Raw genomic sequence first — 19,990 nt, 5'->3', positions numbered from 1 at the left:
CCATCACCCGTCCTTAGTTTACCACCTATTCCACCTCCTCGCTATTTCTATTTTCTAACTTGATGGAGTACTAGTGCGATGAGCTGTGGGAATTGAAAGTCCATATAAAGCCAAGAGATAGGATTCGATTCCACCATCTAAAAGCGAAATTGCTCTACTTTTCATAAACTGCGGCATATTATCCACCCCGTAAGTTAAAACAAAAGTGCCAGCCAGAATCAGGCTGGCACTCTAAAATCATTAGTTATCCTCAAATCCAAAATTCTGAATCTTCAAAGTACGGCAGTTCTCGGATACCGTTCTTACAGTCGTAGAAGGAATCCCTCCCGGTGCATTAACGCTAACCTCCAATGTCAGCTCAACGTCCGCGCCGTCCACTGCCATCAGATGCTGAATAACCTCGGTAAGATAGTCGTTCACGTTCTTGTTCACACGGGTATTATCCAGCTTGGCAGACATAAAGAACCGTGTATTTTTCGGAGCGGCCGCGTCTGAGCCGTCTGTTTGAGCCGATGTGCCGCCCGACTGAGGCCGCCCCTGACCACTCCCAAAACCGCCGATTTCACTTGAACCGCCACTGCAGTTAGGCATACTGCTGCTGTCCGGCGCATCCGGCTTCCGCTCTTCCATATAAGCGTTGAGGAACTTTGCGCTTTACCCGTCAAAGAAATTGCGGATAAGGACTGCATTTTGTGTATATGCTCAACCAAGCACAGGGCGACAGGGAAATCCTTGCAAAGCAGCTTAACATTTCGCAGCAGCAAATGACCTATCTAGGAATACCCAGCGCATCCTATGGTGGAGATAAGCGGGATCGAACCGCTGACCTCTTGAATGCCATTCAGGTCCTGGGCAAGCCAGAAAATTTTGTGTAAAAATGCAGCCAAACTGTCAAAGAACGGGTAGCTAGTACTCCACCAATCCAGAAACTTGCATTTGTCTTCCGGCGGAATCTCCGCATCCCTTCGTTACCGTCCTTGGTGGGCGTCAGCCCACCTGCGTCCTCTGCCTTGTTCTGCGAAAATTCCGCTCGAAATCCAATCTGCAATTTCCAACTTGGTGGAGTACTAGGGCTTGTTTGAAAAATGTCAACAGGCCCAACCGGCGGGGCTTTTGCCCCCTGGACGGCGCAATTTTTCCTTGAAATCCGCCAGGATTCCTGCGAAAAAATTGCTTGCCAGCGGCCCAAAATCCCTCCCTGCTGGACACATCGCCAATTTTCAAACAAGCCCTAGGAACTACAATGCGCACAGCAATTATGGCGCCTGAAAATGCCTTCCTAACCTTACTCTGGGCGGAGGGCGCGGTATGCACGCACAGCGTGAACGCCGCGATCTCCGCCCGGAGATCCTATTTTGCGCAGCCAAATGAGGCGCTCCGGCGGCCCTGAAAGATGATCTCCAGCTGGGTCAAAACAATATCCCAGTTTTCCTCCCAACGCTTAACGCAGGAGGGATACTGCCTCCCCCATTTTTTCTTGAACCCCATCAGGTGCTCCAGATCCTCCTCGTCCGTAACGACAGTGTAGACCAGCTTCAAATCGGCCCTGAGGGGCCGGCGGTTCCCGAAAGCTTCAAAAAGTTTAATTTTCTGTTTACTGTCGCGCTTTAATGTGCTAGTATTAAAGCATCAAACCGCGCAGCGGAGGCCCTCCGCCGCGGTGGCCCCAGGCCAGAAGGAGGACCCTATGGCAAAATCAGGGCGCAAAGCGCACAGTATGGCGCTGTATGAGACCATTTTAAAGCTCAAGGATGTGGAGGAGTGCTGCCGCTTTTTTGAGGACCTGTGCACGCCGGTGGAGCTGCGCTCCATGGAACAGCGCTTCGACGTGGCGGTCTACCTCCAGAGGGGGCTGGTCTACCTGGACATCCTGGAGCGGACCGGGGCCAGCAGCGCCACCATCAGCCGGGTGCGGCGCTCCATGCTGGACAACGGTGCCGGCGGGGTCATGCGGGAGGTCATCCTCCGCTCCGGCCTGGCCGGGCCGGACCGGGCCGGCGATGGCTGGGAAAGCCAAGAGAACAAGGAGTGATTGGACATGAAGCAACTGATGCTGGGCAACGCCGCCGTTGCCCGGGGACTCTATGAGGCCGGGTGCAGGGTGGTCTCCAGCTATCCCGGCACCCCCAGCACCGAAATCACCGAGGAGGCCGTGAAGTACGACGAGATCTACTGCGAGTGGGCCCCCAATGAGAAAGTGGCCATGGAGACCGCCTTCGGCGCCAGCCTGGCGGGCAGCCGGTCCTTCTGCGGCATGAAGCACGTGGGCCTCAACGTGGCCGCCGACCCCCTCTACACCATGTCCTACACCGGCGTCAACGCCGGGCTGGTGGTGGGGGTGGCCGACGACGCCGGGATGCACTCCTCCCAGAATGAGCAGGACTCCCGCCGCCACGCCGTGGCCGCCAAGGTCCCCATGCTGGAGCCCTCCGACTCCGCCGAGGCCCTGGCCTTCACCAAGCTGGCCTATGAGCTCTCCGAGGAGTTTGACACCCCGGTGCTGCTGAAGATGTGCACCCGGGTCTCCCACTCCCAGGCCCTGGTGGACACCCAGGAGCGGGTGGAGCCCGCCCCCAAACCCTATGAGAAGAACATCGCCAAGTATGTCATGATGCCCGGCAACGCCATCCGCCGCCACCCGGTTGTGGAGGAGCGCACCCGGAAGCTCATCGCCTGGTCCGAGACCGCCCCCATCAACCGCCTGGAGCCCGGGGAGGACCACAGCATGGGCATTCTCACCGCCTCCACCAGCTACCAGTACGTCAAGGAGGTCTGCGGGGACCGCTTCCCGGTGCTGAAGCTGGGCATGGCCTGGCCCCTGCCGGAAAAGCTCATCCGGGACTTCGCCGCCTCGGTGGACCGGCTGGTGGTAGTGGAGGAGCTGGACGGCTTCCTGGAGGAGCACTGCCGGATGCTGGGCCTGAACCCCCTGGGCAAAGAGGTCTTCCCTCTCACCGGGGAGTTCTCCCAGAATCTTGTGGCCGAGAAGCTGGGCCTGCCGGTACATAGCGGCCGGACTCTGGAGGATGCCATCCCGCCCCGGCCCCCGGTGATGTGCGCCGGCTGCCCCCACCGGGGACTCTTCTACACCCTGAACAAGAACAAGTGCACCGTCATGGGGGACATCGGCTGCTACACCCTGGGGGCGGTGGCCCCCCTGTCCGCCATGGACATGACCCTGTGCATGGGGGCTTCGGTGAGCGGCATCCACGGCTTCAATAAGGCCCTGGGGGCCGAAAGCGAGCACAGGACGGTGGCCGTCATCGGGGACTCCACCTTCATGCACTCCGGCATGACGGGGCTGGCCAACATCGCCTACAACCAGTCCAACTCCACCGTTGTCATCCTGGACAACTCCATCACCGGAATGACCGGCCACCAGCAGAACCCCACCACCGGCTACAACATCAAGGGGGACCCCGCCGGGAAGATCGACCTGGAGGCCCTGTGCCGCGCCATGGGCTTCCGCCGGGTCCGGGTGGTGGACCCCTACGACCTGAAAGAATGTGACACGGCGGTGAAGGAGGAGCTGGCGGCGGACGAGCCCTCGGTCATCATCTCCCGCCGGCCCTGCGTCCTGCTCAAGCATGTCAAGCTCAAGCCCCCCCTGGCGGTGGACACCGCAAAGTGCATCGGCTGCAAGAGCTGCATGAAGATCGGCTGTCCCGCCATCTCCATGCGGGAGGGCAAGGCCCATGTGGACAACACCCTGTGCGTGGGCTGCGGCGTGTGTGAGCAGCTGTGTCCCACAGACGCCTTTGCCAGCACGGAACAGGAGGGCTGAGAGATGGAAACGAAAAATATCATGATTGTGGGCGTGGGGGGCCAGGGCTCCCTGCTGGCCAGCAAGCTGCTGGGCCATCTGCTGATGGAACAGGGCTATGACGTCAAGGTCTCCGAGGTCCACGGCATGTCCCAGCGGGGGGGCAGCGTGGTCACCTATGTCCGCTACGGAGACCGGGTCTGCTCCCCCGTCATCGACCGGGGGGAGGCCGACTGCATCGTCTCCTTCGAGCTGCTGGAGGCAGCCCGGTGGCTGAGCTATCTGAAGCCCGACGGCCAGATCGTCACCAGCGTCCAGCAGATCGACCCCATGCCCGTCATCACCGGGGCGGCCCAGTACCCCGAAAACCTGGTGGAGAAGATGCGTGCGGCCGGGGCCAAGGTGGACGCCATGGACTGCCTGGCCCTGGCCGAGGAGGCCGGGTCGGCCAAGGCGGTGAACCTGGTGCTCCTGGGCCGTCTGTCCCACTACTTCGACCTCCCCGAGGAGGCCTGGCAGGAGGCCATCCAGGCCTGCGTGCCCCCCAAGTTCCTGGCGCTGAACCAAAAGGCCTTTGCCCTGGGGAAGAACGCGTAACAGGACGGAATCCCTCCCGGCGCCGCCGGACAGCGCCGGGGGATCCGATCAATTGGGAAAGAGGAAGCGCCCATGAAAAATTTATTTGCCGGATTGTTTGGGAAAAAGGAGCCGAAGCCCGCCGCCCCCGGCGGGGACGGGGCCGGACAGCTCCGGCGCTATCTGGAGGAAAACCTGCCTGAAAGCTATGTCAAGTCCAAGCAATACGCCGTGGACATCACGGAGCGCACCGGGACCTATACCGCCCATATTGTGCTGGATATGCTGGCCGACGGCTCCGACTACAGCAATTTTGGCCCGGAGGACTATTTCATGCTCCCCCAGCTGGAGGGCGGCTATGTACTCGGCCGCATTTCCAAGCCCCCGGTCCCCCTCTCCGGCTATACCCTGGAGATGCGCTTCGGCGGCGAGACCGTCCTGGTGGAGACCGACGCCGGTCTGGACGCTGGAACCATCACCTATCGGGGCGAGCGCCGGGAGGCCGCATTCTAATGTCTGATATCTGACACAGAAAGGACTGATCCCCATGGAGAGATACTATCAGCCGGAAATCGAGACCGCCTCCCGGGAGCAGATCAAGGCCTGGCAGGATGAGCGGCTGGTAAAGCAGGTCAGGCACGTCTGGGACAATGTGCCCTACTACCGCAGGAAGATGGAGGCCAAGGGGGTGGCCCCGGAGGACATCAAGAGCACGGAGGACCTCCACAAGCTGCCCTTCGTCACCAAGGCCGACCTGCGGGAGGCCTACCCCTACGGCCTGCTGGCCAAGCCCCTGAAGGACTGCGTGCGCATTCAGTCCACCTCCGGCACCACCGGCAAGCGGGTGGTGGCCTTCTACACCCAGCACGACATCGACCTGTGGGAGGACTGCTGCGCCCGGGCCATCGTGGCCGCCGGCGGCACCAACGAGGACGTGTGCCAGGTGTCCTACGGCTACGGCCTGTTCACCGGCGGCCCCGGCCTCAACGGCGGCAGCCACAAGGTGGGCTGCCTCACCATCCCCACCTCCTCGGGCAACACCGAGCGGCAGATCATGTTCATCATGGACCTGTCTGCAACCATCCTCTGCTGCACCCCCTCCTACGCCGCCTACATCGGCGAGACCATGCGGGAAATGGGCCTTACCCCCGACCAGATTCCCCTGAAGGCGGGCATCTTCGGGGCCGAGGCCTGGAGCGAGGAGATGCGCCAGGACATTCAGAGGACCCTGGGCATCAAGGCCTACGACATCTACGGCCTCACTGAGCTCTCCGGCCCCGGCGTCTCCTTCGAGTGCTCCGCCCAGACGGGGATGCATATCAACGAGGACCACTTCATCGCCGAGATCATCGACCCAGACACCGGGGAGGTCCTCCCGGAGGGCAGCGAGGGGGAACTGGTCTTCACCTCCATCACCAAGGAGGCCTTCCCCCTCCTGCGCTACCGCACCCGGGACATCTGCGTCCTCAGCCACGCCCCCTGCCCCTGCGGGCGCACCCATGTGAAGATGAGCAAGCCCAGAGGCCGCACCGACGATATGCTCATCATCCGGGGGGTCAACGTCTTCCCCTCCCAGATTGAGACGGTGCTCCTCAACCACGGCTATCCCGCCAACTACCAGATCATTGTGGACCGGGTGAAGTCCACCGACACCCTGGACGTCCAGGTGGAGATGACCCCGGAGATGTTCACCGACAACCTGGGCGAGGTGGAGCGCCGCCAGCAGGAGCTGGTGGACGGCCTGCGCTCCATGCTGGGTCTGGCCGCCAAGGTCACCCTGGTGGCCCCCAAGTCCATCGTCCGCAGCGAGGGCAAGGCCGTCCGGGTCATCGACCGGCGCAAGATATAAGGGAGGAGTCAGCCATGAGTTTGAAGCAGATTTCCGTATTCCTGGAGAACAAGCCCGGCACCCTTCTGACCATGACCGGCGTGCTGGCCCAGAACCACATCGACATGCGGGCCCTGTCCATCGCCGAGACCAAGGACTTCGGCATCGTCCGCATGATCGTGGACGACGTGTACGCCACGGCCACCGTCCTCAAGGACGCCGGATTCATCCACAGCCTCACCCCGGTGCTGGGGGTGGTCATCCCCGACGAGCCCGGGGGGCTGGACCAGGTCCTCCGGGTCCTGGCCGGCGCCCAGGTCAATGTGGAGTATATGTACGCCTTCCTGGGGGGGAAAAACGTGGACCACGCCTACATGATCTTCCGAGTCCAGAACGAGGCCGCCGCCGTGGCCGCCCTGGCCGCCAAGGGCATCCGGGTGGTGGATCAGGACGAGATTTCCCAGCTGTAATCAGTGCTCCATCCAGTCAGGATCTTGCATTCGCTCCCGTGCAGGCTGAGCGTCTGAGCGCGTTATCGTCCTGGACAGGCGGTAAGCCCATCTGCGTCCTCCGCCTTCTCAGGCGCCCATCCTGCTCCGGGCCCAAACTGCAATTTCTAACCGGATGGAGCCCCAGACAGCGCCCGGGCAGCGGCTGTTCCGCCGTCTCCCCGGGCGCGCTGTTTTGGGGCGCTCCGTCCCCGTGAGGACGGAGCGCCCCGGCCATCAAAAAGGAGGACCACGCTCATGCTGAACCTTGTGATCTCCGGCTGCAGCGGCCGGATGGGCCGGGTGCTGGAGGCGCTCTGCGCCGCCGCCCCGGATTTGCAGGTCAAGGCGGGCTTTGACATTCTGGGCCCCTCGGACCGGGAATTCCCCGTCTTCTCCAACCCCGCCGAATTTCAGGAGGAGGCCGACGTGGTGGTGGACTTCTCCCACCCCGCCGCTCTCACCGCCCTGCTGGCCTTCTGTATCCGCCGGAACATCCCGGCGGTGCTGGCCACCACCGGCTACGCCGACGAGCAGCTGGTGGAGATTGAGGCCGCCGCCACCGCCATTCCAATCTTCCGCTCGGCCAACTTCTCCCTGGGCATCAACGTCCTCAAGGCCCTGGCCCGGCAGGCCGCCGTGCTGCTGGGAGAGGACTTCGACATCGAGATCGTGGAGCGCCACCACAACAAAAAGGTGGACGCCCCCAGCGGCACCGCCCTCCTGCTGGCCGGCGCCATCTCGGAGGTCCTGCCCTATGTGCCGGAGTATGTCTACGACCGTCACAGCGTCCGCCGCCCCCGGGACCGCCGGGAGATCGGCATCGCCTCCCTCCGGGGGGGCACCATCCCCGGGGACCACGAAATTCTCTTCGCCGGCCGGGACGAGGTGGTGGAGCTGCGCCACTCCGCCCAGTCCCGGGAGGTCTTTGCCGCCGGGGCCCTGAAGGCCGCCCGCTTCCTGGCCCAGTGCCGGCGGCCCGGCCTCTACGACATGGAGGACCTTCTCTCCTGGCTCCGGGAGCGGGAGGGGTGATTTTCTCCGCTTCCCGGCTCTCCCGCCCGGAGGCGGCGTCTTGGCTGGCGGCGCATCTGAGCGGAGGCCCCGGGACCCCTGAAAAGGGAAGTCATGCCTGCGCATATAGACTGACGCCCGCCGCACTGGCGTTTCCAGTGCGGCGGGCGTCTTTTCTGAAGAGCGAACGGCTCAGGCCCCCTGGGTGCTCAGGTGGAACCGAGCGCCGGGGGCCCCGGCGAAGACCACCCAGCCCCCCTCAGGCAGGACAGCAGAGAGGTCCCCCCAGGCCACCGAGCTGGCGGTGACCACGCCGTTGGCGTCGTAGACCCAGAAGCCCCCCTGCTCCGGCAGCGTCACAGAAAGGGTGGCCCCGGCCAGGTCCCCCACCTGGAACCAGCGGGCATAGCCGTCGGCCTGGACGGTGGTATAGGCCCCCTCCCCGCCCCAGAGGGCCGGGACGGCGGCGGCATCCACGCAGAGGTAGTCCCCGGCCTGGAGGTACTCCACCCCCTCCGCCTGAAAGACGGTATAGTCGGCCCCGTTGCGGCTGCCGGTGCCGGGAAGGGCCAGATACTGTACAGCGTGGTCCTCGTCCACAATCCGCTCCAGCCCGGCCGCATAGCCAGGAGTCTCCGGCACATAGAGGCCGGCGGCGAAGGGCCCGGAGAGGTAGACCTGCGAGGTGAACTTCTCATTGAAGATCAGGTAGAGGGTTTCCCCCCGGTCGGCCCAGGCGTCCAGGGCGGCCTGGGAGACGCCCGTGTTGGCCTCCAGTTTCTCCAGGGCGTAGTTGGCCGTGCCGGCGGCGGTAAGGCCGGGCACGGCGGCGTAGCCCCTCTGGAAGAGGTAGGTTCGGCCGTTCTCCTCAGTGACAAAGGTCATGTAGAAGGTCCCCGTCTCGTCCAGAAAGATACCGCTGTCCAGGTAAGTAAACCGCTGCTCCACCCCGCCCAGGGCGGCGGCGGTGGTGAGGGTCATCGTGGTCTCGTCGGGGAAGGCCACCGCAGCCACCAGCCCCAGGGAGGCGTAGGCCCCAGCGTGGGCCTTCAGTTCCTCGGGGATGGCCGCCGGCTCCCCGGCCGGGAGGGCGGGCAGGCTCTCGTCCACCACGCCCCCCTCCTCCGCCAGGGCGTCCATCAGGATGCGCTCCCCCGCCAGCTGGTTGTAGAGACTGGAGCCCCCGGAGGAGAGGACGGCCACCGCCTTCTCCTCTTCCGGCAGCACCACCAGGGAGGTGTGGTAGCGGAGGGTGTCGCCCCCCTTGACCAGGGCGGTGATGCCGCTCTGGCGGAAGGGGTAGAGGTGGACGTTGTCCCAGCCCAGGCCGTAGGCCAGGCTGTCGTCGGCGCTGTCATCGGGCCACATCCCCTGGGCGGCCCAGTCGGTGGTCATCTGGTCCAGGGAGTCCTGGCTCAGCAGCGCCGTGCCGCACAGAAGCCCCCCGAAGGAGGCCAGATCGGCGGCGGTGGCGTAGAGTCCGCCGGTGGCCACAATGCCCACAGTATCCTGGGGCAGGGCCCGGCTGTCCTCGGCAGAGGCGTAGGTCCTGGCCAGGCGGTTGGGGTCAAAGTCCCCGCCGGGGGCGTAGGTGTCAGTAAGGCCCGCCGGCTCCAGGATGGCCTCCTGGACATAGTCCATGTAGTCCATGCCGCTCACCGCCTCCACCACCAGCCCGGCCAAGGTGTAGCCGTCGTTGCAGTAGACGCTGTAGGCCCCCGGGCCGGCCTTGAGCCGCTGGGTGGACAGCCGCTCCAGGAGGCCGTCGGCGGCCGCGGTGTCCAGGTCGTCAAAGAGGAAGGCGCTCCGGGTGGAGTCCCCCATGAGGCCGGAGGAGTGGTCCAGGAGCATCCGCACGGTGATGTCCCGGTACCGCTCGTCAGCCATGGTGAAGTCCGGCAGGTAGTCGGTCACCGGGGCCTCAAGCGCCAGCTTCCCCTCCTCCGCCAAGAGAAGGACGGCGGCGGCGGTGTAGGTCTTGGACACCGAGCCGATGCCGTAGAGGATGTCCTCGGTGAGGGCCCGGTTCTCGGTGCGGGAGTAGACGCCATAGCCCCCCTGGAGGGTGATGGCCCCATCCTCCCACAGGGCGTAGCGGACCGAGTCAGCCCCGCCGTACCGGGCGGCCAGAACAATAGCCTGGAGGGCCTTTTCCTCCAGGGTCTGGGGCCCCTCTGCGGCCAGGGCCGGGAGGGCCAGGACGGGGACCAGGATGAGCCCCGCCAGGGCGGCGGCGCACATGCGTTTGGGCTTCATCAGAAAACCTCCTGCTGGAGACCCCGCCGAAGGACAGCCGGCCGGCGGGGTCTGCCTTTTTATTTAGACATTTATCAAAACGTCAACGCCATTCTAGCAGGGCGGCTCCCCCCTGTCAATCCCCGCCGTGGGAAATTGTTTCATAGTACGCCCGGCATTCCTCCGGGGTCCTGGGGGGGCTGGCGTTCATGGCCTCCGCCTGCTCCAGCAGCCAGGCCAGGAGGGCGGCAAGGCCCTCCTCCGTGACCTCAAAGATCGCCTCGGCCTCCAGTTGGGCGTACTTGCGGGAGAAGGGGCCCTGCCAGATCACTGTCCGCAGCTGTCCCTCCTGGGGCCGCTCGATCTCGTAGCACAGGAGGCCCCGGCTCCCGGTCCAGCCGTTGTCGTTGGCAAAGTGGGAGAGTCCCGGCAGATAAAAGTCGTCGTTCATGAAGTACCTCCATTCGTCTGCGCCGGCAGGGTGAAAAAGTCCTCCAGCCGGTCCGCCCGGCTGTCAAAGAGCTGGTTGTACTGGAGCATTTCGTAGGCCTCCAGGGCGGTCTGGGCGGACTCGGACAGGCTCTCCCGGTCCCGGCGCCAGACCCCCTGTCGGTCCAGATAGCCCACGGCGTTGAGGGCGGGGACCTCCTGCCGGAGGCTGCTGAGGAAGGTTTGGTAGCCCGTCAGGGGGAGCTCCGCCGCCTCCATCAGGAGGGTGGAGAGGTAGTTCAGGGAGGTCACCACCCCCTCCTCCTCCGGGATGTCGTAGTTGGCCCAGAGCAGAAAGGGGACCTCCTGCCGCTGCTGGGCCGTGGAGACGTCTACGTCCTCAAAGGTCCCGCTCAGCATCTCGGTGTAGAAATTGGTGGCCACCTGGGGCTGGTGGTCCCCAAAGAGGAGGATCAGGGTGGGCTCCGCCACCTGGGAGAAGTAGTCAATCAGGTACTCCAGGGCGCGGTCCGACTGCCGGAGGAGGGAGAGGTACTGGTCCACGGTGGAATACCTCCCCTGGAGGTCCCCGGTGAGCCAGACCGTCCGTTCCAGCCCCGTCCAGGGGACGTTGTAGGCGCTGTGGTTCTGCATGGTGACGTTGAAGAGGAACAGGGGCTCCCCGGGCTCCTTCTCCTCATAGAGCTGGACCAGGGTCTCGTAGTCGCTCTGGTCCGTGATGTAGCCCCGTATATAGGCGGGGTTGTCGATGGCGTCCTGGAAGTAGATCTCGTCGAAGCCGAACTCCCGGTAGACCGCCCTGCGGTTCCAGCCGGAGGCCAGGTAGGGGTGGAGGAAGACCGTCCGGTAGCCCAGGGCCTTCATCTGGGCCCCCAGGTTGGGGGCCCCGCCGGTGACATAGAGGTGGAAGGGGACGGCGTCCTCCGGCAGAAAGGCCATGGTGTTCCCGGTGAGGAACTCGTACTCCGAATTGGCGGTGGTGCCCCCGAAGATGGAGGAATAGGCGATGCCCCGGATGGTATTGTCCGTCAGGCTGTGGAAGAAGGGCAGGGGGTCTTCGTTGGTCTCCAGGCCGAAGACCGCCGGGAGGTCAGAAAAGGACTCGTTCATGATGACGATGACGTTCACCGGGGTGGTCCCGGCGGACGCCGGCGGTCCGGCGGCCTCCTCCGTCTCCAGGACAATGGCGCTCAAGGCCTCCTGGGAGTAGTCCTCCGGGGCCTCCACGCGGCTGTAGCGCAGGCAGACCGTGAAGTTGAGGACGAAGCCGTTGCCCCGGGTTGTCCACAGGGAGGGCTCGATGCCCGCCCAGCGCAGGAAATCAGTCTGGAAGAAGACCGCCAGATAGGCGGCACAGGTCAGCCCCGCCGGGAGGGCCGCCCGGAGCCGGGGCCCCTGCCGCCCCGGGCGCTTGGGGACCTTCCCCAGCAGCAGGAGGAAGAGGGCCAGGGCCAGCAGGCACTGGAGCTGGACCTGGTCGGGGGTGTAGTCGTAGCTTCCCGCCACGTTGGCGGCGGTGCGGAGGGTCAGCAGATCCCCAGGGAAGATGGTCCGGCCCCGGAAGCGGATGACATAGCGGTTGGCCAGGCCCACCAGGACAAAAAAGGCGGTGACCGCCCCAGCGGAGAGCCGCACCCGCCCGGTGAGGAGGTAGAGCAGTCCGGCGGCCATGTAGTACCACACCAGGTTCAGGCAGGTCTGGAGGGCGGAGAGCTCGGCCCAGAGGTTGTAGTTGTAGTTCATCTGCTCCACCAGGAGGAAGGCCAGCAGGGGCCCCAGGGCGAAGGCCCCCCACCGAAGCCGGGCGGCGGCCCGGGCTGAGGGGGAGAGGGTCAGGGGCAGGGCGGCGCCGAAGGCGGCGGCCCAGCCCAGGGCCTTCCAGGTGGCCAGGCCGTACCAGAGGAGCCCGGCCAGCACGGCCAGGGCCAGGGCGGCGGCGGGGAGGAGCCGGCTCCGCCGCCAGGTCAGGGGACGGGGCCTTGGGGGCCCCAGAGGCGCTTGCAGAAGGGGGAGGTTTCCGGTCATGTTCGTTCTCTTTCCTTGTCTGGGAGTGGGCGAGGTCCATTTTACACCGTGCCGGGCGGAAAGGCAAGGGCAGGAGTTCCCGCCGGAGGGGAAAAAAACCGCCGGCGCCCTCTTGGGGCCCCGGCGGCGGAAAACGGCGCTGCGGGCTTACACCACCTGGGCCTTGATCAGGTTGGTGGTGCCGGACTTGCCGATGGGGACGCCGGCAGTGATGACCACGGTCTCCCCGGGCTGGACGGCCCCCTCCTTCCGGGCCACGTCCACCGTCATGGAGAACAGCCGGTCGGTGGAGTCCACCTCCCCGGTGAGGAAGGGGTGGACCCCCCAGGAGATGGCCAGCTGGCGGCGGGTCTTCTCACTCTGGCAGACGGCGATGATGGGACAGCCGGGGCGGAAGCGGGAGATGACCTTGGCGGTGTAGCCGGACTTGGTGGCGGCCAGTATGGCGGAGGCCCCCAGGTCCATGGCGGTGAGGCAGCAGGAGTGGGTGATGGCGTCGCTGATGGAGGAGACCCCGGGCAGCAGGGCGTTCTCCCGGAAGCGGCCCCAGTAATCGATGGCCCCCTCGGCGGCCACGGCGGTGTCCACCATGGTCTTCAGGGCCTCGATGGGGTACTTTCCGGAGGCCGTCTCCCCGGAGAGCATGACGCAGGAGGTGCCGTCAAAGACGGCGTTGGCCACGTCGGAGACCTCCGCCCGGGTGGGCCGGGGGTTGCGGATCATAGAGTCCAGCATCTGGGTGGCGGTGATCACCGGCTTGCCCTGGCGGATGGTGGCCTTGATCATCTTCTTCTGGAGGATGGGCACCTCATGGGCGGGAATCTCCACCCCCAGGTCCCCCCGGGCCACCATGATGCCGTCGGAGGCGGCGATGATGGCGTCCAGGTTGTCCACGCCCTCCCGGTTTTCGATCTTGGCGATGATGCGGATGCTGTCCCCGCCGTACTGGTGGAGACAGGCCCGGATGTCCTCCACGTCGCTGGCCTTCCGCACGAAGGAGGCGGCGATGAAGTCGTAGTCCTGTTCGGCGGCGAACTTCAGGTCCTCCCGGTCCTTCCCGGTGAGGGAGGGGAGCTGGATGGGCACGCCGGGGATGTTGATGCTCTTGTTGTTGGAGAGGACGCCGCCGTCGTCCACGGTGCAGTGGATGCGCCGCCCCTCGATCTTCTGTACCTTGAGCTCTATCAGGCCGTCGTCCACCAGGACCCGGCAGCCGGGGGTCAGCTCGTTGTGGAGGTTTTCATAGGTCACAGAGACCTGATGCTCGTCTCCGGGCGCGTCCTCGGTGGTGAGGACGAACTCCTGGTCCTTCACCAGGGTCACCGGGCCGCCGGCGAAGCTCTTGATCCGGATCTCCGGGCCCTTGGTGTCCAGCATGGTGGCCACCGGGACCCCCAGCTCGTCCCGGACCCGCCGGAGCCGCACCAGGGTGGCCAGATGGCTTTCGTGGGCGCCGTGGGAAAAGTTGAACCGGGCGCAGTTCATCCCCGCCAGAATCAGCTCCCGCAGGGTCTCCTCGTTGTCCACGGCGGGGCCCAGGGTGCAGATGATCTTCGTGTTCCGCATGAAAAAACCTCCTCATCGGTATCTTGTTTTCTTCCAAATGAAAGTCTATAGGCTTATCATACTACAAGTTCCGCTGTTTTCAAAGTAAAATTTTTTGAAATTTTGCAAATTATTCTTTTCCTCCGCCGGCGTACGGCTTCGGGAGCGGGCCCCGGGCCCGAATCCATTTGCAATCTGCCGCCGAATCGTGTAAAATGGGAAAAAAGGCCAAACGATGGGACCTCTGACCGGCGGCTGTTTGGCGGCTGTCCTTTGCCCGGCTTGGGCGGGCGGCGTATATGGGAGGTGCGGGACCTTGCGGCCTGAGCAGGACGCCTTTCTCGAGGCGGTCTATGTTGAGCAGTTCAACAAACTTTTGATTTACGCAAGGGCTTCCTTGCGGGACCCGGACAGGGCCCGGGAGCTGGTTCAGGACGTCTTTCACGAGGCGGTTCTCCACATCGAAGTTTTGATGGCCCATGAGAATCCGGGCGGATGGCTCATGAAGACCCTGAAAAACAAGCTGCTGGAGTATGAGCGGAACCGGCAGAAGCATCTGGCCCGGTTTCTGTCTCTGGACTCCGAGCTCCACCCGCAAGCCGCGTCCCCGGACGACGCCCTGGCCGGCGTGGAGGAGGATGGGAAAAGCGTGTGGACCGCCGTCCGGGAGCATTTGACGGAGGAGGAGCAATACATACTCAGGCGCATCGTATGGGAGGGGGCCACCCACCTTCAGGTGGCGAAGGAGCGGAACCTCTCCGTCTACGCAAGTCAAAAGCGCTTACAGCGCATCCGGGAAAAGCTCTACCAGGCCTTCCCGGAGCGGAGAAAAAGAAAATAAAAAATTTTTTGGGGTTTTTGTCAGGAATTGCGTTTTGCGGTCATATATTATATATGGGGGGGAGAAAGCATGGCCGGTGAACAGAACAAGTACGCCGCTCTGGACCAGTGGAGCACGGAGCAGCTGGAGGAGCTGCTGCGCGCCGATGCGGCGTCCCCTGATTCTGGTACAGAAGGGGTGATTTCGCATATCCTGGAGGTGATGGAACAGAGAGAACGTGCGTCGCCCACAGGCCGTCTGGCCGATGTGCCTGCGGCCTGGGAGGAGTTTCAGAGGTACTACAACATCCCGGAAGGCGGCGGCCAGGCCCTCTATCCCTGCGGGGCGGACCGGGAAAGCGCCGGCCGCGCCCCCGCTGAGAAAGTTGGGGGGCCCGTCTGGCGGCGCCGGCCGCGCCGGATCTGGCGCGGCGGACTTGTGGCCGCCGCCGCAATGGCGGCTCTGCTCTGCGGGATGGTCGCGGCGCAGGCGGCGGGCGCCGATGTGTTCGGAGCCCTGGGCCGCTGGACGGACGAGACCTTCCATTTTGCCGCCGCCGGTTCCAGCGAGGCGTCCGCGCGCGAAGTGGACGCCGGGTATTATGAACAAATCCAGTCCGTTCTGTGTGAATGGGGCGCGGAGGAGGATCTGTTCCCCACCTGGCAGCCCGACGGATTTGCGGCGCTGGAGCCTCGAATGACAAACAATCAGACGAGTAAAACGGTAAACATGACTTTTGTTGGAAATGAAAGAGCATATTACGTTCAGATTATTTATTTTTATGTGCCTTCCAATTCAACAGGGGTATTTGAAAAGGATGACAGCCCTGTAGAGGAGTATGCCCATAATGGCAATCGGTTCTATATTTTTTCCAATATAGACGCACTCACCGCGACCTGTTTTGATGGAAAATTTATGGTGTTGATCAGCGGGGCATTGACCATAGATGAAATGAAAGCAGTGATTGACTCGATTGGAGGGAATCGAGCGGCGTGACAGGATGGATTTTGGAATCCATTGGTTGCAAATTCAGTTGGCGCAAATCCACGCAAGAGCTGGGCTGGCTGGAAAACATACGGCCATGTGCGGCAAGGTTTTCCCGACCGGACCGATTCATGTGTGCCGTTCATAAGGAGGTCGGCAATGTGTAAGGAAAAACGAACCAGAGTGATCCGCTACTGTGTGGTCTGCGGCGTCCTCTTCCTGCTGGCGGTGGCGTGCTGGCTGCTGCTGTGGCGGCTGGATTTTGTGCGGGCCGCCCTGGTGGAGATGCAGGCCATCTCTGACGACTATGTGAGGAGCGTCGAGTTTTTCTGGCTGGGCCGGATGATGGTTTTGACGTCGGGCGCCGCCGCCTGTCTTTTCGTTCTGCTGTTCTTCCTCCTGGAAAAGCCCATGCTGGGCCCCCGCCCTCCGGCGCCCCCGGTCCGAAAGGGCCGCTCCCTGGGCTGGGCAGGCTCGGCGGCGCTGGGCGTCCTCACCCTGTTTTTGCTGGGCCGGCTTGAGGGCATGGGGGTCTATTCCAATATGTACGGGGTCCCCGTCCTCTTCTACGGCGCTGCTCTGTATATCTTCTGCTGGCGGCTGAGCTCCCGCCGGGACTACTTTCCCCCCAAGGAAGCATCCACACCGGAATCAGAAGGAGGCGTCTAAACCATGAACTATGACCGCGTTCGCGTCAAGGGCTTGGCCCGGGCGGCCATCCGGCGGGGCCGGCCCCGGCCCTGGACGGTCACCCTGGTCTACACCCTGCTCACCACCCTGCCCGGCGCGGGGTTGTCCTATGCCGCCAGCCTGTCCGAGACCCTGATTTCCGGCCTGGCCTCCAGCCCCCGGGAGGCCGCCGTGCTCGCAGCCCTGGCGGCCGGCGGCTGCGGCGTCCTGGTGGGCCTGCTGGCGGCGGTGCTGGCCACGGGATATACCTACTACGCCATGAACCTCTGGCGGGGCCGGAGGGCCGATTTCCCGGACCTCTTCCAGGGCCTGGCCCTGGCCGGGCGGGTCGTCCCCCTCTTCCTGCTCACCCTGGCCCTCACCGTCCTCTGGTGCCTGGCCGGTATGGCGCTCTGCCTGCCGGCCCTGGCGGCGGGCCTCCTGCTGCGGAGCCAGGCGGCGCTCTTCCTCCTCCTGGTCCTGGGCGCCGCGGGCGGTCTGGTCCTCCTGCTCAACCGCCTCCTGCGGTACGCCCTGGCCTATCACCTCCTGCTGGACCACCCGGACTGGAGCGCCGTAAGCTGCCTCCATGCCAGCAAGCGGCTCATGCAGGGCCGCCGCTGGTCCCTGGTGGTGCTGGAATGCTCCTTCCTGGGCTGGCATCTCCTCCGGGCCGTCATTGCGCTGGCGGCGGCGGCGGCGGTGTTTGGCGCGGCCTTCCAGCTGGCGGTCTCCATGGGCTGGAGCCATTCCCACGGGGCCATGTGGCTGGTCTTCCTTCTGGCGGCCCTGGCCGCCCTGGCCCTGGGGTCCCTGTGCACCCTCCCCCTGACCCTCTGGCTCGCCCCCTATATCCATACGGCCCACGCGGGCTTCTACGACTGCGCCGCCGGATACGGCTATCCCACGGCCGCCCCGTTCCAGGACGCCCCCGCCGCCCCGGGGACCCTTCCCATCCCCGGGCTCCAGACCCCCGAGGGCTAGGGTTCCACCGGCTCAGCCCCGAAAAGCCAGCCGCCGCGCGCCTGAGCTGCTCAGACGTGCGGCGGTTTTTTGCCGGTGGTGTTTTCTGCGGAGAAAGCCGCAGGTTAGTAGGCCACGCCCCAGTAGATCATATGCTTGGCGGGCTTGCCGCAGATGGCGCAGGCGTCCCCCAGGTGCTCCTGGGCGAAGGGGATGCACCGGGAGGTGACCCCCGCCTCCTCCTTCATGCGCAGCTCGCAGGCTTCGTCCCCGCACCACATGGTCTTGGCGAAGCCACCCTGATCCCGCATCTTCTCCTTGACCTCCTCCAGGCTGGCGCAGGCGTAGGTGTTCTCCTCCAGGTTGCGCTTGGCCCGGGCGTAGAGACCGTCGTGGATGGCGTCCAGCATCCGGGCGGCGGTCTCCTCGATGCCCTCCAGGGAGACAAAGGACTTCTCCCCGCTGTCCCGGCGCACCAGGACGCACTGGTTCTTCTCCATGTCCTTGGGGCCCAGCTCCAGCCGGAGGGGCACCCCCTTCATCTCATACTCGGCGAACTTCCAGCCGGGGGACTGGTCGGAGGCGTCCATCCTCACCCGGAAGCCGGCCCGCTCCAGCCGGGCCATGACGGCCTGGTTGGCCTCGATAACGCCGGGCTTGTGCTGGGCCACGGGGATGATGATGATCTGCACCGGGGCCACCCGGGGGGGCAGCACCAGGCCGCTGTTGTCCCCGTGGGTCATGATGATGCCGCCGATCATCCGGGTGGAGACCCCCCAGGAGGTCTGATGGGGGTAGTGGAGCTGGTTGTCGCTGCCGGTGAAAGTGATATCAAAGGCCCGGGCGAAGCCGTCCCCGAAGTAGTGGGAGGTGCCCCCCTGGAGGGCCTTCTTGTCGTGCATCATGCACTCCACGGTGTAGGTCTCCACGGCGCCGTTGAACTTCTCCTTTTCCGTCTTCCGGCCCTTCACCACCGGCATGGCCAGGACGTGCTCCATGAAGCCGGCGTAGATGTTCAGCATCCGCTCCGTCTCCTCCCGGGCCTCGGCCTCGGTGGCGTGCATGGTGTGGCCCTCCTGCCAGAGGAACTCCCGGTGGCGCAGGAAGGGGCGGGAGGTCTTCTCCCAGCGGAGCACCGAGCACCACTGATTGTAGAGCTTGGGCAGGTCCCGGTGGGAGTGAATGATGTTCTTGTAGTGCTCACAGAACAGGGTCTCGGAGGTGGGACGGATGCAGTAGCGCTCCTCCAGCTTCTCGCTGCCGCCGTAGGTGACCCAGGCGCACTCGGGGGCAAAGCCCTCCACATGGTCCTTTTCCTTCTGGAGGAGGCTCTCGGGGATGAGCATGGGGAGGTAGACGTTCTCGTGGCCGGTCTCCTTGAACTCAGCGTCCATGAGGCGCTGGATGTTCTCCCAGATGGCGTAGCCATAGGGACGGTAGATGAACATGCCCTTGATGCTGGAGTAGTCGATGAGCTCGGCCTTTTTGCACACGTCGGTGTACCACTTGGCAAAGTCCACCTCCATATCGGTGATCTGCTCCACCTGCTTCTTGTCCTGTGCCATAGTTGCTTCCATCCTTTGCTTGTGATTTCCTTCTGGGGTCCATTGTATGTAAATTGACAACAAAAGTCAAGGGGGATGTTCCACGGCCTCAATTCCCCCTTGACAGCAATCGGACCTGTGTTGTATGATGATATCGAACAAATGTTTGATGCAACATTTACCGGCCTCCACACGTCTATCCATATACAGAGAAGGGCGCACAGAAGCCAGAAACATGGGGTTTGGCATGGGCCGCCCATGAGACAGAAAAGCACCTGGGAGGGATCAGGGGATGCAGACGATCTATTACAACACCAGCCGTTTTATCCGCCGCCAGGGGAATCTGGTGGACCTGGAGGCCTACCGGCAGGGCCTTGGGGCGGTGTCGGGGGACTGGACCCTCTCCGTCCCGGCGGGCCCGGAGCCCTGGGAGGAGGCCCGTCCCGCCCTGCGGCTCCTGAAGCCGGGAGAGGCTCCCCGGTCCCCGCGCCGGGGCCGCGCCGCGCACCGCCGTGCCCGCCGCCTGGCCCTGGCCCTGGACCTGTGCGCCAGCCTGGCTGTGGTGGCCCTGTCCCTGGCGGCGGCCGCCAGCTTCCTCCTGCTCTGAGCCCGCTGCGGAGCCGCAAGTGGGCGTCTGCGTAAATTTTGACGCGGGATTGGATTTTTTCCTTTACTTTATGTGCAGAATATGATAATCTACTAAGGCGCGCGAGTGCCGCGGAATTTGCCCGGGCGCCTCGTTTCGGGACACAGCCCGCTCCCACGCGGGGGCTTCACCCGCCCGTTACGCAGCCCTAGGGGTAAGAAACACAAGAAAGGTGGAACTTCCATGATTCGCAAGGACGAAAAGACAGCCGTCATCGAGGCCAACCGCACCCACCCCACGGACACCGGCTCCCCGGAGGTCCAGATTGCCATCCTCACCGCCCGCATCCAGGAGCTCACCGAGCACCTGAAGATTCACAAGCACGACAACCACAGCCGCCGGGGCCTGCTGAAGATGGTCGGCAAGCGCCGCAAGATGCTGGACTACCTGGCCAAGAAGGACGTGGAGCGCTACCGCGCCATCATCGCCAAGCTGGGCAT

19 protein-coding genes are annotated in these 19,990 nt (G+C 64.2%); 13 read left to right on the top strand and 6 right to left on the bottom strand.

The features are described from left to right. Nucleotides 1-240 precede the first annotated feature (240 nt). A complete protein-coding gene (locus Q0K09_RS06740; protein WP_294474580.1) occupies nt 241-630 on the bottom strand; it encodes a hypothetical protein in 390 nt (129 codons plus the stop codon). A gap of 1,057 nt (nt 631-1,687) precedes the next feature. Here Q0K09_RS06740 and Q0K09_RS06735 point away from each other — a divergent pair. From Q0K09_RS06735 to dapB, 7 genes are all read left to right on the top strand, one after another. Next, the gene (locus tag Q0K09_RS06735; protein WP_294474576.1) at nt 1,688-2,032 is read left to right on the top strand and encodes a YerC/YecD family TrpR-related protein; all 345 of its coding nucleotides are present in this window, start codon (nt 1,688-1,690) and stop codon (nt 2,030-2,032) included. A gap of 6 nt (nt 2,033-2,038) precedes the next feature. Further along, nucleotides 2,039-3,784: an indolepyruvate ferredoxin oxidoreductase subunit alpha gene (iorA, locus tag Q0K09_RS06730; protein WP_294474573.1), complete on the top strand. Its 1,746-nt coding sequence runs from the start codon at nt 2,039-2,041 to the stop codon at nt 3,782-3,784. A gap of 3 nt (nt 3,785-3,787) precedes the next feature. Further along, nucleotides 3,788-4,360 (top strand): indolepyruvate oxidoreductase subunit beta, encoded by a 573-nt coding sequence (locus Q0K09_RS06725; protein ID WP_294474570.1) that lies wholly within the window; start codon nt 3,788-3,790, stop codon nt 4,358-4,360. 72 nt (nt 4,361-4,432) lie between these two features. Continuing rightward, the gene (locus tag Q0K09_RS06720; protein WP_294474568.1) at nt 4,433-4,852 is read left to right on the top strand and encodes a hypothetical protein; all 420 of its coding nucleotides are present in this window, start codon (nt 4,433-4,435) and stop codon (nt 4,850-4,852) included. Nucleotides 4,853-4,886: 34 nt separating this feature from the next. Beyond that, on the top strand, nt 4,887-6,188 hold the full coding sequence (locus tag Q0K09_RS06715) for a phenylacetate--CoA ligase (RefSeq protein ID WP_294474566.1): 1,302 nt from the start codon (nt 4,887-4,889) through the stop codon (nt 6,186-6,188). 14 nt (nt 6,189-6,202) lie between these two features. After that, a complete protein-coding gene (locus tag Q0K09_RS06710; protein ID WP_294474564.1) occupies nt 6,203-6,637 on the top strand; it encodes an ACT domain-containing protein in 435 nt (144 codons plus the stop codon). Between the two features lie 276 nt (nt 6,638-6,913). Beyond that, nucleotides 6,914-7,690: a 4-hydroxy-tetrahydrodipicolinate reductase gene (dapB, locus tag Q0K09_RS06705; RefSeq protein WP_294474559.1), complete on the top strand. Its 777-nt coding sequence runs from the start codon at nt 6,914-6,916 to the stop codon at nt 7,688-7,690. 171 nt (nt 7,691-7,861) lie between these two features. Here the strand turns inward: dapB and Q0K09_RS06700 are convergent, their stop codons facing one another. The 4 genes from Q0K09_RS06700 to pyk form a co-directional block, all read right to left on the bottom strand. Next, the gene (locus tag Q0K09_RS06700) at nt 7,862-9,925 is read right to left on the bottom strand and encodes a serine hydrolase domain-containing protein (RefSeq protein ID WP_294474556.1); all 2,064 of its coding nucleotides are present in this window, start codon (nt 9,923-9,925) and stop codon (nt 7,862-7,864) included. A 115-nt stretch (nt 9,926-10,040) separates the two neighbouring features. Then, a complete protein-coding gene (locus Q0K09_RS06695) occupies nt 10,041-10,355 on the bottom strand; it encodes a hypothetical protein (RefSeq protein WP_294474554.1) in 315 nt (104 codons plus the stop codon). Then, entirely contained in the window at nt 10,352-12,379 is a 2,028-nt protein-coding gene (locus Q0K09_RS06690) for an LTA synthase family protein (protein WP_294474551.1), read from the bottom strand. The genes Q0K09_RS06695 and Q0K09_RS06690 overlap by 4 nt, the downstream gene beginning before the upstream one ends. A 147-nt stretch (nt 12,380-12,526) precedes the next feature. Next, nucleotides 12,527-13,945 (bottom strand): pyruvate kinase, encoded by a 1,419-nt coding sequence (pyk, locus tag Q0K09_RS06685; RefSeq protein WP_294474546.1) that lies wholly within the window; start codon nt 13,943-13,945, stop codon nt 12,527-12,529. Between the two features lie 295 nt (nt 13,946-14,240). On the opposite strand from pyk, the gene Q0K09_RS06680 reads away from it, so the two are divergent. The 4 genes from Q0K09_RS06680 to Q0K09_RS06665 all read left to right on the top strand — a co-directional run bounded on the left by Q0K09_RS06680 (nt 14,241) and on the right by Q0K09_RS06665 (nt 17,381). Continuing rightward, the gene (locus Q0K09_RS06680; protein ID WP_294474543.1) at nt 14,241-14,765 is read left to right on the top strand and encodes a sigma-70 family RNA polymerase sigma factor; all 525 of its coding nucleotides are present in this window, start codon (nt 14,241-14,243) and stop codon (nt 14,763-14,765) included. 69 nt (nt 14,766-14,834) lie between these two features. Then, entirely contained in the window at nt 14,835-15,740 is a 906-nt protein-coding gene (locus tag Q0K09_RS06675; protein ID WP_294474537.1) for a DUF4367 domain-containing protein, read from the top strand. Between the two features lie 147 nt (nt 15,741-15,887). Beyond that, nucleotides 15,888-16,397 carry a hypothetical protein gene (locus Q0K09_RS06670; protein ID WP_294474533.1) on the top strand — a complete coding sequence of 170 codons (510 nt, stop codon included), beginning with the start codon at nt 15,888-15,890 and terminating at the stop codon, nt 16,395-16,397. A 3-nt stretch (nt 16,398-16,400) separates the two neighbouring features. Further along, on the top strand, nt 16,401-17,381 hold the full coding sequence (locus Q0K09_RS06665) for a DUF975 family protein (protein ID WP_294474530.1): 981 nt from the start codon (nt 16,401-16,403) through the stop codon (nt 17,379-17,381). A gap of 104 nt (nt 17,382-17,485) precedes the next feature. On the opposite strand, the gene proS is transcribed toward Q0K09_RS06665, so the two are convergent. Further along, entirely contained in the window at nt 17,486-18,925 is a 1,440-nt protein-coding gene (gene proS, locus Q0K09_RS06660) for a proline--tRNA ligase (protein WP_294474528.1), read from the bottom strand. Nucleotides 18,926-19,196: 271 nt separating this feature from the next. Between proS and Q0K09_RS06655 the strand changes: the two genes are divergently transcribed. Together Q0K09_RS06655 and rpsO are read left to right on the top strand one after the other, a co-directional pair. Then, a complete protein-coding gene (locus Q0K09_RS06655) occupies nt 19,197-19,511 on the top strand; it encodes a hypothetical protein (protein ID WP_294474525.1) in 315 nt (104 codons plus the stop codon). 222 nt (nt 19,512-19,733) lie between these two features. Beyond that, the coding region (gene rpsO, locus Q0K09_RS06650; protein WP_294474522.1) for a 30S ribosomal protein S15 at nt 19,734-19,990 on the top strand (257 nt) is incomplete at its 3' end.

This window comes from uncultured Intestinimonas sp. (assembly GCF_944387725.1).
In the GTDB taxonomy this organism is placed as follows: Bacteria; Bacillota; Clostridia; order Oscillospirales; family Oscillospiraceae; genus Intestinimonas.
Note: the sequence above shows the minus strand (reverse complement) of the source record. Positions and strands in the feature narration are given on the sequence as shown.